10 protein-coding genes are annotated in these 11,458 nt (G+C 43.0%); 5 read left to right on the top strand and 5 right to left on the bottom strand.

The annotated features are described in order from the left end of the window. Positions 1-276 precede the first annotated feature (276 nt). Positions 277-1,203, top strand: coding sequence for a hypothetical protein (locus ACTRWI_RS20825; protein ID WP_499133651.1), 927 nt, complete (start codon positions 277-279; stop codon positions 1,201-1,203). 29 nt (positions 1,204-1,232) lie between these two features. On the opposite strand, the gene ACTRWI_RS20820 is transcribed toward ACTRWI_RS20825, so the two are convergent. The 3 genes from ACTRWI_RS20820 to ACTRWI_RS20810 all read right to left on the bottom strand — a co-directional run bounded on the left by ACTRWI_RS20820 (position 1,233) and on the right by ACTRWI_RS20810 (position 4,478). After that, positions 1,233-1,955, bottom strand: a complete 723-nt coding sequence (locus ACTRWI_RS20820; protein ID WP_499133650.1) for a metallophosphoesterase family protein — start codon at positions 1,953-1,955, stop codon at positions 1,233-1,235. A 583-nt stretch (positions 1,956-2,538) separates the two neighbouring features. Then, complete coding sequence (locus ACTRWI_RS20815; RefSeq protein ID WP_499133649.1) at positions 2,539-3,651, bottom strand: nickel/cobalt transporter; 1,113 nt, start codon at positions 3,649-3,651, stop codon at positions 2,539-2,541. A gap of 104 nt (positions 3,652-3,755) precedes the next feature. Further along, positions 3,756-4,478 carry a DUF1007 family protein gene (locus ACTRWI_RS20810; RefSeq protein WP_499133648.1) on the bottom strand — a complete coding sequence of 241 codons (723 nt, stop codon included), beginning with the start codon at positions 4,476-4,478 and terminating at the stop codon, positions 3,756-3,758. Between the two features lie 176 nt (positions 4,479-4,654). Here ACTRWI_RS20810 and ACTRWI_RS20805 point away from each other — a divergent pair, with 176 nt between their 5' ends. Then, positions 4,655-5,275: a sphingomyelin phosphodiesterase gene (locus ACTRWI_RS20805; RefSeq protein ID WP_499133647.1), complete on the top strand. Its 621-nt coding sequence runs from the start codon at positions 4,655-4,657 to the stop codon at positions 5,273-5,275. 80 nt (positions 5,276-5,355) lie between these two features. Here the strand turns inward: ACTRWI_RS20805 and ACTRWI_RS20800 are convergent, their stop codons facing one another. Further along, on the bottom strand, positions 5,356-5,853 hold the full coding sequence (locus ACTRWI_RS20800; protein WP_499133646.1) for a GlcG/HbpS family heme-binding protein: 498 nt from the start codon (positions 5,851-5,853) through the stop codon (positions 5,356-5,358). A 214-nt stretch (positions 5,854-6,067) separates the two neighbouring features. Here ACTRWI_RS20800 and ACTRWI_RS20795 point away from each other — a divergent pair, with 214 nt between their 5' ends. The 3 genes from ACTRWI_RS20795 to ACTRWI_RS20785 all read left to right on the top strand — a co-directional run bounded on the left by ACTRWI_RS20795 (position 6,068) and on the right by ACTRWI_RS20785 (position 9,463). Continuing rightward, entirely contained in the window at positions 6,068-6,742 is a 675-nt protein-coding gene (locus ACTRWI_RS20795) for a response regulator (protein WP_499133645.1), read from the top strand. Next, positions 6,726-8,129, top strand: coding sequence for a sensor histidine kinase (locus ACTRWI_RS20790; protein WP_499133644.1), 1,404 nt, complete (start codon positions 6,726-6,728; stop codon positions 8,127-8,129). The genes ACTRWI_RS20795 and ACTRWI_RS20790 overlap by 17 nt, the downstream gene beginning before the upstream one ends. A 317-nt stretch (positions 8,130-8,446) precedes the next feature. Next, positions 8,447-9,463, top strand: coding sequence for a transporter substrate-binding domain-containing protein (locus ACTRWI_RS20785; RefSeq protein ID WP_499133643.1), 1,017 nt, complete (start codon positions 8,447-8,449; stop codon positions 9,461-9,463). A 449-nt stretch (positions 9,464-9,912) separates the two neighbouring features. Here ACTRWI_RS20785 and ACTRWI_RS20780 read toward each other — a convergent pair whose 3' ends face one another. Continuing rightward, a complete protein-coding gene (locus ACTRWI_RS20780) occupies positions 9,913-11,259 on the bottom strand; it encodes a hypothetical protein (RefSeq protein ID WP_499133642.1) in 1,347 nt (448 codons plus the stop codon). Positions 11,260-11,458 lie beyond the last annotated feature (199 nt).

The following is an 11,458-nucleotide window of genomic DNA, read 5'->3' as shown; positions in this document are numbered from 1 at the left end:
GTCTTAGAGCCTATTTCAGTGTGTCAGAATAAAGGGGGCTGGTTTGAAAGGGCACTAGTTAAACCATATCTAACAGTATTACCCCATGTGATTCTTGCACCTGATATGTGGGTCATTTACGCGGAAACACTCACAAGTTGATGTTTAGCTCGGGGGCATTTCGGTTATGTAGGCCGCATAAAGCAAGGGAAGTAAAATTAATCAGTTCTATCCACGTTAATTTTCAGGAAAATAACCGCCCGATGATTAATGTTAAAAAAACATGGTTTTTAAGGTATGGCTAAGAAAATAATATTCATCCACGGCCGGGGGCAAAAGCCTGATAGGGAATCTCTTCAATCACTCTGGTACGATGCCATAGAACATGGGTTACAGCGTGACTGTAACGGTTCTGATTCACTCCAAGTTTTCCAGAATATCGAGAAGCGCTTCGTGTATTTTGGCGACTTATCGAACGCTTTATTGAACAAGTCTGCTGAAGACCCGCTCTATCGACAACAAGCTTTGACTGACCTTAAAGGTTACAAGTCCCATCAGTTTAATAAGAAAACGTATGTTCAAGTTTCCAAGGCAGGGTTTCTGCAAGAGGCGCTTGCAGATACTTTTTCTTCTGTGCTTAGTCGTTTGAAAGTGGTAGAGCCACTTATAGCATTAGTTGCTCCCGACATGACTCATTATTGGTATGAAGACTCTTACTTTGGCAGCGATGTAAGATATCGATTAATGGCGGAGCTGAGAGAAGCGCTAGATAACCAAGATGAGGTGATGATCGTAGCACATAGTCTTGGCACAATGATCAGCTATGACGTGTTATGGAAACTTTCTCATTACAGTGAGTACCGAAATGCTTACGGCGCTAAAAAGAAGATCGATCTTCTGGTTACGTTAGGTTCACCATTAGGCGACGAGAGTGTAAAAGAGCGCTTGAAAGGGAGTAGGTTAGAGGGCATGAAAAAGTACCCTTTGAATATTCATAGGTGGGTGAACTTGTCGGCTGAAGATGACTTTATCTCTCATGACAGCAAAATCAAAAATGACTTTCAAGAGATGCTCAAACTGGGTTTGATTGCTGGTGGAATGAAAGACATTTATCCAATTTACAATCTCAATGTGTGTGACGGGCAAAGTAACCCGCACGCTTCTAGTGGTTATCTTATAAACCCCCAATTCATCTCCGTGTTAGATGAATGGCTTACCCGTTAGTTGTAGCGCGTAAGTTAAAATACATATATTCAAAGGTAGATAGCTAGATAATCAAATGAGTGTTGTGATACGCAGATCTTGCTTAATCCAATCTTATCACTGCGATTGTACTTCTCAATCGAGTGGTCGAACCCATAAGCTGTAGAAGGTGCCATATACTGGTTCATGCCGTGTTGTGTCGTTGTTATTTGATCATGACCGTGACCACAAATGACTTCTCGTACTCCGTATTTCAGAAGCACACTCATCACGTGAAAATCGTTTTCAAGACGGATTGCTTGCATCCAATCGGCACCGACAGGAATGATAGGGTGGTGAACAACAACAACAGGGTTACTGGCTTTCCTCAGCTGTTTTTTCAATTGGGCTAGCCCTCGATGATCGAGCCGTCCTGAACCGAGTGGGTGAACGCTGTCTTTGGGTTTGAAACTCGAATCGAGAAATAGAAATTCACGCCCACAAACGATGGCTCTATCGGTCACGCAGATCGTCGAACCTTTAAGTTCTGTACACATTAAGCGAGAGTCATCATGGTTGCCTGCAATCGCATAAATAGATTTGTCGGTAAGGTTTCGAACGAACGTTTCTAAGTGAACATAGTCACCGGGTTGGGGGTTACAGCAAATGTCACCTGTTAGGAAAATAGCTTCGCATTCTTGATCGTTACTGACGTATTCAAGCGCTCGACGTAGGTTCTCATAGCTGGATTCATCAGAGAGGTGGCAATCACTGATTTGGTAAATGGTATTCATTATTGGCGTCCGGTTATTTCAATTCTTGAGTGATATAATCAAGCAGGGCTTTTATCTTAGGTGGTCATTTTTTATGGCTCAGCCAGAGCGTATACCGCTTTATGGGTCTAAATCCCCAATCATACAAGATACTAATTAGCTTACCATTTTCTACAAATTGGTTCAGCTATGTTATTTGGTCACTCTTTGCTCCTAAGCTCCTGAATCGCCATGCGCCCGTTAGTTTTCATTAGTACAAAAATGCCTGCTGGGGGAGCAGGCATTGTGTGAGATAGGTTTTAGAGAAGGGCTCCCAATAACTAGTGGAGGAGTTCATTCAACTTTAGTGGCTTATAGAAGCGAACCCCGCTGGAGAGATAAAACCATTATTCGTTCTTTGTTCAACCGTCTTTAAAATTGGGTCGATGTAAAACTCTACGATCTCGTCACTATTGATTCGAGGCTTTGTTGCTTAATTCGGACAGAAAATCAAACAGCCCGAGATTGAGCGATTATTAAACAAAACACTGAGTTTCAGGTATAAGGCTACCTGATTTAGTTTCATCGAACGACGCAACAAAGCAGTGTTAGAGCGAAACTATAGCTACATAGTAAACACTGGCGACATACCGCTGTCTTGACCATTCATTAGCAATAAGCCAATTAAGATAAGTAAGACACCACCAAACAGTTGTAAATAGTGACCTGCGGCTTTGAGTGACGCACTGTTTTTCTTGTTACCTGCTTCCAAATAGCGTTTTACCAAGTTCTTACCCGTTAGTGTCATTATGGCAATCGTTGAGGTTGTGAATGCGGTACCTATCGCCATCGCAAAGGCACTGACAACACCCATCCAATATAAGCCAACCATGTTTGCGAAAAGCAGAACCATAATCGCACCTGTACATGGTCTTACGCCAATCGTAACGATGATTCCTGCATATTCGCGAAATGTTGAAGCCTTGTTTATTGCGTCCGCATCGGCAACATGCTGATGGCCGCATCCACAATCCGAATGGGAATGCTCTGCATGAGTGTGGTTCACATTAGGCTGTGTCGTCGGTTGTAATACACTCGCTGAACCCAACATTGGAGCATTAACCGAAAGAGGCGAACGAAGTGCCATTGGTGAATGAGTGCTCATCGGTGAGCTTGTATCTGTCACAAGCGTAGTGATGGCTTTTACTTTCAATTTTGGTTTGCGGATTGAACGGTAGATGTTTCTTAGTGCTTTCCAGCAGATCAATGCACCAACTGCCGCGACTAACACGAAACTTAATGAAACAAACATGTTTGCTTTGTCGTTCACCATTCTCATAGAAGCGCTAAAGCCCCATAGCAAGACGCTTACTAGTAAGATCGCGACCAATGCTTGTAAAAAAGCAGAGACGATAGTCAGAACTAAGCTAGCTTTTGCTTTTGTTGGGTGAGTAGCTAAGTAGGTCGAAACGATGACCTTGCCGTGTCCTGGTCCAAGTGAGTGAAGCATGCCATAGATAAAACTGAACCCGATAAGGTAACTGCCCGCGCCCCAAGGGTTAGACTTTGCCTCGTAGAGGAGGTCAGCAAGCTCTGAATTAACTTCTCTTTGCCATTGAATGCTGGATATGACTAGTGATGGCCACATAACCCACAGCTGGTACGCACCTACTGGAACAAGTACTAAGGCTACAATGCCCATAAGGTAGCACTTTGTTTCTATATGATTTTTCTGCATTAAAAGCACCTTTATCAAAATCGTTTTCTCGATGGTTAGAGAGACTGAACGAGCACAGACGCTTAATTGTCGAAACGCCTAATCGTAAAAGTAAACCGCCTTGGTTAAGCACCAGGAACCGCGGCACAATGAAGCTCGACCGACTGAGTGAACAGTTGACCTAATGTGTTGTCTGGATCGGCATCGGCAGGTAACGACATCGCATAACTCATTTGCTCAGGTGTTGGATTCGGCTCGATAATTTCTAACTTACATTGTCTTGCGAGCACTGGAGATAGAGTCACGTCATCATTAGAAATCCAAGACATATCAACAAAATAGCTCGGATCAAAAATCAGCATACGTAGCGAATCACGTGTTACAGGCTTAGGTTCTGAAAGAGGCAGATCGAATGTCAGTACCATTTTGGCTTTATCGCGCTTGAACTTCGCATGTTCAGCAACCTGATATTTTATTGGTTCTCCACCATCGTAGAAATAGGTGAAGTAGTGCTCGTACATCATGTTCTCAATCACTGAAGCCGCAAGGTTCTTGAACGTTTCTTGTTCTTTCTCAGGAGAGACGTCTTCACCATCCAGCATGTACATAGAGGTCATGGCGTCAAAAGACCACTCCATAGAGAGACCGGTAATCATGCCATTCTCGCCCTCAATGTGAGTTTTCATTTCGACCCAAGAGTGGGGATGTGCTTGTAGGTTCGGAGCAAAAGTCAGTATTGCTAACCACAGCGGTAAATGCTTAACAGATCGTGATCGTGTTGAGAAACGATGCAGATATTTTGAAGAGAGGCAGCTGAGCACCTTGGTTAGATTAAATAGCTGTTTCATGCGGCATAATAGTTAATTGACTTGATGTTATACTATAACAATTGGTGGTGCTGTTCACATCAAATTTGTGTCAATCATCAATCCACTTGTAACAATGTATAGCAAGTCTAGGTCATATTTTATGAGCTCCTCATACTCTAACTCATCAAATTACTCAGTGTTGAGTGATCTCTATTTTGTATTCGCTAAAACTCGATGGTGGTGTCAGTAATACCTACGATGGCGGTGTTATTACTTACAGTAAATACCCCATTGTTGAACAGGCACAACAATGGGGTATTTACTGTCGGGCAACCGATAGTGCGGCAGATAAAGGTGTGCTCTATACCAAGATAATAAGAGACAGTCGCCCATATCATTTGTTTAACCTGCATCTAGGGTCTTGGAATTCTCGCGAGCATCGGAATATAAGAATGCTGCGAGTCGGTGAAATATTAGCCTTTGTGGAGCAGTTAGATTTACCAGAGGACGAACCTGTTATCTTCGGTGGTGATTTCAATATCGCCAAGCATAAGTTTCCACTCGATTTCACGCAAATGCTTAGAGTGTTGGATTTACAAGAGCCGCCTTTAAAAGGTTCATTAGCTTACAGTTACGATCCTCTTGTGAATCAAAACTTATCCGATAGTGATCAATCAGCCCAAGAACGGTTGGATTATTTGTTGTATTTAAATGATGGCAGTGTGGTGACGAGTTCCAGCAAAATTGAAGTGTTACGCAGTTTTGATGATGATATGTGGGGTGTGTGGGATTTATCTGACCACCTAGCGGTAAGTGCACGCTTTGAAGTGCCCTAGGATAGTGTTTCTTCTATCTTAGCGGTCTGAAGGTGCCCCGAAATAATAGGGCACTGTTCATATGGGCAATCAGTATGTTTCTAGAAGAATTTCTTAATCGCTTTTTCAGCACATGCGACATCTAAATGTCCACCTGGAGCGCCGCCTACACCAATCGCACCAATCATGGCATTGTTCAGTTGTACCGGAACACCGCCAGCTAAGAACAGCAAGCTGTCATCCATATTTTGTAGTGGTTGCATGATTGGCTTCTCTGCAATTAGCTTCATTAGATTACCTGACGGCTGCTTCATGCTAGCGACAGTAAAAGCTTTCTTACGGGAGCTATCAAGCGTGTGGATACCTGCGCCATCTGAGCGAAGTTGTGCAATTACATTCCCTGATAAACCGACGACCGTAGCAGAGATCTTGTAACCATCAGCCTCGCATTGGCTAACCGCTTCATGAGCGAGTTTGAATGCCGCTTCTGATGAGATCTGTGTGAAAGAGACCGTTTGTGTTTCTGCCGCCATCGCGTTGTGAGAAAGGCTAAGGAAACCAAGAGTTGCTGCAAGTACAGTTAGTTTTGTCATTTTCATGTTCACTCCGTTAAGACATTCTTTTTCGTATATAGGGTTTCGATGAGTGCTGGTCTGATATTGACAAGCCACTCTTAATCAACAGATTCATACTAACGAACGCAGGATTACCACTGGTTTTCTAGAACATTACAAAGTTGCAATGTTGGTTATATTCGAGACAGGATGTTGATAAAGTGTATTTAAGGCACAGTGAGGAGATAAATGGACGCTAATGAAAATACTGTTGATCGAAGATGACATTCATATCGCACGATTTTTAGTGAATGGTTTTCAGCAAGAAGGGATAACGGTGACTCACGCAATCGATGGTATTGATGGGTTGCATGAGGCTATTACGGAAGAGTACGACGTGATCATCCTCGATATCATGTTGCCAAAGAAAGATGGATTTGAAGTGCTTGCTGAGCTAAGAGGGCAGGGCTACTCGACACCCGTCATCATATTAAGTGCTAAACACTCGGTAGAAGAGCGTGTGCAAGGACTGCAGTCGGGGGCGGACGATTACTTGGTGAAACCTTTTGCGTTTCCTGAATTACTTGCGAGTTGCCAAACTTTGGTTCGTAGGGGAAAGCAGCCGTCACCTCAAGCCTTAGAGCTGCATTATGGTCCCCTTAGCTTAGATCTCCTTAAACACTCGCTACAAAGAGATCAGCAGATGATCACTATCAACCAGCGTGAGTTTATGTTGATGAAGTTACTACTGGAAAATCCAGAATCAGTGATGTCGAAAACCGCGATTCTTGAGCATGTGTGGGGGCACCAATTTGATCCACAAACCAATGTGGTGGATGTGCTGGTGTGTCGCCTTCGAAGCAAAGTGGATAAAGGCTTCTCCAAACCATTGATTCATACGCTTAGAGGTGTTGGTTATGTCCTCAAGTCGTAATATCGAGCAAGCGCTAGCGAAAACGCAGAGGCATTTGTTATTTCGTTTTATGTCTACGTTACTACTTTGCTTGTTGCTGGTGGAAATGATCGTTGGGGCCATTTTCTTTTTCGATCTTTACCAAACCGAGAAGAAGATCCTTACGTCAATGTCGACGGAGTATCAACGTATTCTGACTTACGATTCTAGCGAACGTTTGATTCACGTTTTAGCGGCTAACCCCCATCGGTTACTTGAGAACAATATCGCCGCTTATAAGGTTGAAAAGGGTGCTTTATCTGGTAGTACGTTCATCGCCGGAACACCAAACCTATTTCCAGCACAGCCTTTTTCTGACTTCCAAATTGATGAAAAACGTTCGTGGTTAGAAAGCTTCATCTTTAATCCCTATATGTCTTTATCTATTCAAGGAGAGCAATATGATTTCTGGTTGGTCTTGGATAACCGCTCGAGAGATTATATCGCCTACAATCAATGGCTGATGACCTTGTACGCATTGATTACACTTGTTGCGGTTACTGCGGTGTTTACTCGTAAAATTATTCACAGTGCGATGTCGCCATTGATTACCTTTGGTGACTTGCTCGATAAGCTTCAAAAGGGGCAGTTAGAGCTTCCAACCCCTAGAACTCTGAAAGAAGCTGAATCTGAAACACAACAAGGTCTCAACGTCATCAGCTCTAGCGTTCACGCTGCTGTTGCCAGGCTCCAGCATGTGACGACAACATTGAATACCACTGTCGATGCGATTGTCCATGATATTCGAACCCCTTTGTCACGTATTACCTTGGCGTCTCAAACTGCATTGCTGAATAACGTCGATCAACAGGCTATGAAAGATGCATTGTCGGATTGTTCTGAGCATGCGATGCAGGCTAGTAACATGCTTACTGCTTTGATGAAGCTTAACGACGAACTGACTGGCAAGCGTACGCCACAGAAGGTGTCGACACAGGTATCGGATGTGGTTGGTAATGTTGTTAGCTGGTATGAAGATGTGGCAAAAGAGAAACAAATTGAGCTAGCGGTTGAAGGAGAGTGTGACCTTGTTGTTCAGTCCGACCCTGACAAGTTGACTCAAGTGTTGGTTAACCTTGTAGACAATGCCATTAAGTACACGGAACCAGAGGGCAAAGTAACGGTTCATATAGAGGAAAATGCTTTGGATAAGGTAGAGATTAGCGTTCGAGATACAGGTGTAGGAATAGAGCAGAAATATCTGGATCTGGTTTTTGAGCGGCTTTACCGAGTCGACGGCAGTCGAAGTAACGTTGAAGGGTATGGTCTCGGGTTATCTCTAGCGCTTGCAATGGTTGATAACCTTGAAGGCACTTTGACCGTGGAATCTGAGCTGGGAGTAGGGAGCACCTTTACTCTTACACTGTGATGCCTTTGCACCAAGGTGGCGCTGTATTGACGTTTGATACCGTCACCTAAAATTTTGAACTTTAGCCCACTCTTTTGCACATCAAAAGGAGCTTTTCTATAGTTAAGGTAATAACTATTAAAGCTAGGGCAGCATTGAACTCATCATAAAATATCTTCACTTCTGATCTCACCTGTACGTTTTCAGTTGATGAGCCTTCGTCTTCGATTCAATTCATCGCTGCCCATTCTGGAGGGCTGCTGATGCAAAATTTCTTCAAATTGGCACTTAGGTTTTGTGCCGTTTTCTCTCTCTTACTTCTCCCTCTTTTTAGCTCAATGACTTCATCAGCTCCACTTAAAGTCGGTGTATACCCTTGTCCTCCTTTTGTTATTGGCTCGATGGATAATGAGTGGGACGGGATCAGCATTGAACTGTGGGAAAAGATCGCCAGGGATATGGATGTTGAGTTTACGATAGAAAACCATCCACTCGACGAGCTGCTCAACGCCATTGAATCAGAACAAATAGACATAGGGGTGTCTTGTATTTCAATTACTCCAGAGCGAGAGATTTTCGCTGATTTTTCTCATTCGTTTTACGAAACTCACCTTGCTATCGCAGTAAAAAAGAGAGGCTATATTGAAACCTTGCACTCGATATTCTTCAATCCAGTTTTGTGGTTAATCATTGGCGTGGTCGTGTTTATTGCAGTTGTCATTGGTGCATTTTTCTATATGCTCGAACACGGTGAAAACCAGAAGCTCTATTCGATGAAAAGCCGAACTGGACGCTGGTTAGAGAGTTTTATTCTCGGCTTACTTTTTATTACTCGAGGCCCATTTAATTACTTCGAATTTAAGAGTCTAACGGGGCGGATTGCTACCGTGTTTATTGGCGTATTCAGCATGCTCTTCATTGCCAGCATTACTGCTGTGTTAGCGAGTAAACTTACGCTTAGCCAAGGATCTTCTCAGATCAAAGGTATTAATGACCTAGCGAATGTCAAAGTAGGTGCTAAGGTCGCGACTACGTCCTCTCTACTTTTGACTGGCTTTGGTATCAGACATGAGAACTATGTTGATATGCCTAGGCTTTTGGCTGCTTTAGAAGAAGGAGAAGTCGACGCCATTGTAGCCGACGATGTAGTGCTTAAATACATGATTGGTAATGGCCGAATGAGTGGCCAATTTGAAGATTTAGAAGTGTTACCGTATCAGCTAGAGAAACAAAACTACGGTTTTATCATTACAGAAAACAACCCTTACGAGGAAGAGATTAACCGCGCCCTGTTGCAAATTCGAGAGTCTCGCAAGTGGCGTAAAATCTTAGTCGAGTATTTTGCAGACAACTAACCGAGACAGCGATACATAGCGTAAGGTATCAGCTGTTCGTCTGCTCTGATTCCAACGCTGAGGTTTTACGTTTTTTGAAATGTTTAACACCGGTCCAAATTACATAAGCGGCTACAAAAACGATCAACGCAGAGCGGAGTAGAATAGGCGCGTCATGTTCTAACTGCTTAACATGGGGCGCGATACTGGCGAACAATCGACTGGTAAAAAGCATCCCCATTACTAACATAACAACTTTATTCATCTGACTCGCCACTCAACTAGACACGTAACACAGAGCACATCCTCTTTCGGTTTGCTTATGAAAACGGTCAAGAACGACTCTGCTCGAAATAAAAGCATGCGCTTCTCATACGGCATCGTCAACGCGATATCAGCCTATAGCCGGTAAGCTAAAATTCCGTTTTTGGAGGTGCTCTACTTTAATGTTGTACGTTACGAGGCTTAATTTATTGACGAACCTGGAGAATCAAACGAGTCTTTGAGTCAGATTCAATCTTCTCTTCCAATTCAGCTTTATTCTTTTTATCCAAAAAGGCGTCCCATTCATCAAGTAATAGCGTCTCTTGCGTGTGGTTGAGTAACCAATCTAGGCATTTCTTGGTGTACTCTCCGTCGGAAATATCTTCTTGATTTAGCTCCGACTCCCAAGGCCAACATACGCGGTACGAGGTTTTGAAATACAGAGCGCCGGAACTTCGTTGATAGTCTTTAAGGTAAGTGGTTTTTCCAGAACCGTTCGAACCAATAACAGAGAGATAACCTTTACGATAGTTCTGAAGCTCATTTGCACTCACTGGTTTATTGGTTTGATTATCTTTGAGTTCAATAGTGTGCGTATCTATTTTAAATGGTGCTTTAGTGTCATTAAATTTGGTGAGTAGCCTAAGCTGTCCTTTTATATTAGGTAGCAGGATAATTATCGATACTAATTCGTTTGCCGAAGCAAGCAGATGGTAGATACGAGTCAGGTTTACCACAATCCCTAGTTTAATCGCTGCATCTATTTGAGGTGAAAACAGCAAAAACACGACCAAAGAAGTGGTGGGTAAGAGCGAGAATAAAGAAGTGATCAGCATCGCTGCGTATTTACTGCGAGCCTCTTCCATTCGAGATGAAAGATACGACTCGGTGCTCAGACGTGTATCACTTCGAAAACTGTCACGATTAATAGACGAGCCGTGATGATAATTTTCATGGATGGCCGATAATTTCTTGGTAAGGATTGAGCCTTGAGTATTTCGGGTCTCTGATAGCCACTCCATTCTTTTGGATATGTGCATCTTATAGGCAGCAATAAAGAGTGCGCTGACTAGGATTGAGAGAGCAAACCGATAATCTAAAACCACACTAATCACTAACAAGCTCAAGCTGAAGTTTAGTAGTGCAGAGATAGAATGAAATGAATAACCAATAAAGCTAATGATGGTCTCTTTGCCTTGGGAGACCAGAATACCTTTGATGTTATCGTTGTCGGTTTTGTTGGTGCACGAACCGTAGATCGTTGTGGCAGCAGACCAAAAGTCATTCAGTACAGAGCACAACCACGCCTCCCGAGATATGTCACTGAAATATGACACACAGTAAGGCAGCACCATACACGTCAAGTAAACAATGGCCCACAGTTTGAAATCAACACTGTCGAAGCCAACATTGTTGACTTCGTAGATGATTTGAACGGATGCGTATACAGAGATTGCGATTGAGAGTTGGTGTATGCTCGCAAAAGAGATTGCCAACCAAGCGTGCTTATTGAACAGGCTTAGCGCAATAGACCTTACTGATTCAAATTTCATGCAGGGAATATCCGTTTAGTGCTGTAATTTTTGTGCTTACTTAGATGAAGTTCATCCTACAAATAGGACTCTCTTGCAATATGAATTGTCCTTATATTTATAGATATGCAACGCAACACTCAAAAGTTGTGGTTTTGTTAATATAACCTTATCAGTATGGCTCTTCTTGATGGTCAAAAAGCCATTGCTTTTGAACTGT

This window comes from Pseudoalteromonas sp. G5_S1_14_S5, assembly GCF_054968605.1.
This window is presented reverse-complemented; position numbering and strand designations above follow the sequence as displayed.

What these genes read in the sequence shown, in the direction of transcription:
- ACTRWI_RS20825 (WP_499133651.1), top strand. Translation starts at nt 277, where the DNA reads ATGGCTAAGAAAATAATATTCATCCACGGCCGGGGGCAAAAGCCTGAT.
- ACTRWI_RS20820 (WP_499133650.1), bottom strand. Translation starts at nt 1,955, where the DNA reads ATGAATACCATTTACCAAATCAGTGATTGCCACCTCTCTGATGAATCC.
- ACTRWI_RS20815 (WP_499133649.1), bottom strand. Translation starts at nt 3,651, where the DNA reads ATGCAGAAAAATCATATAGAAACAAAGTGCTACCTTATGGGCATTGTA.
- ACTRWI_RS20810 (WP_499133648.1), bottom strand. Translation starts at nt 4,478, where the DNA reads ATGAAACAGCTATTTAATCTAACCAAGGTGCTCAGCTGCCTCTCTTCA.
- ACTRWI_RS20800 (WP_499133646.1), bottom strand. Translation starts at nt 5,853, where the DNA reads ATGAAAATGACAAAACTAACTGTACTTGCAGCAACTCTTGGTTTCCTT.
- ACTRWI_RS20795 (WP_499133645.1), top strand. Translation starts at nt 6,068, where the DNA reads ATGAAAATACTGTTGATCGAAGATGACATTCATATCGCACGATTTTTA.
- ACTRWI_RS20790 (WP_499133644.1), top strand. Translation starts at nt 6,726, where the DNA reads ATGTCCTCAAGTCGTAATATCGAGCAAGCGCTAGCGAAAACGCAGAGG.
- ACTRWI_RS20785 (WP_499133643.1), top strand. Translation starts at nt 8,447, where the DNA reads ATGACTTCATCAGCTCCACTTAAAGTCGGTGTATACCCTTGTCCTCCT.
- ACTRWI_RS20780 (WP_499133642.1), bottom strand. Translation starts at nt 11,259, where the DNA reads ATGAAATTTGAATCAGTAAGGTCTATTGCGCTAAGCCTGTTCAATAAG.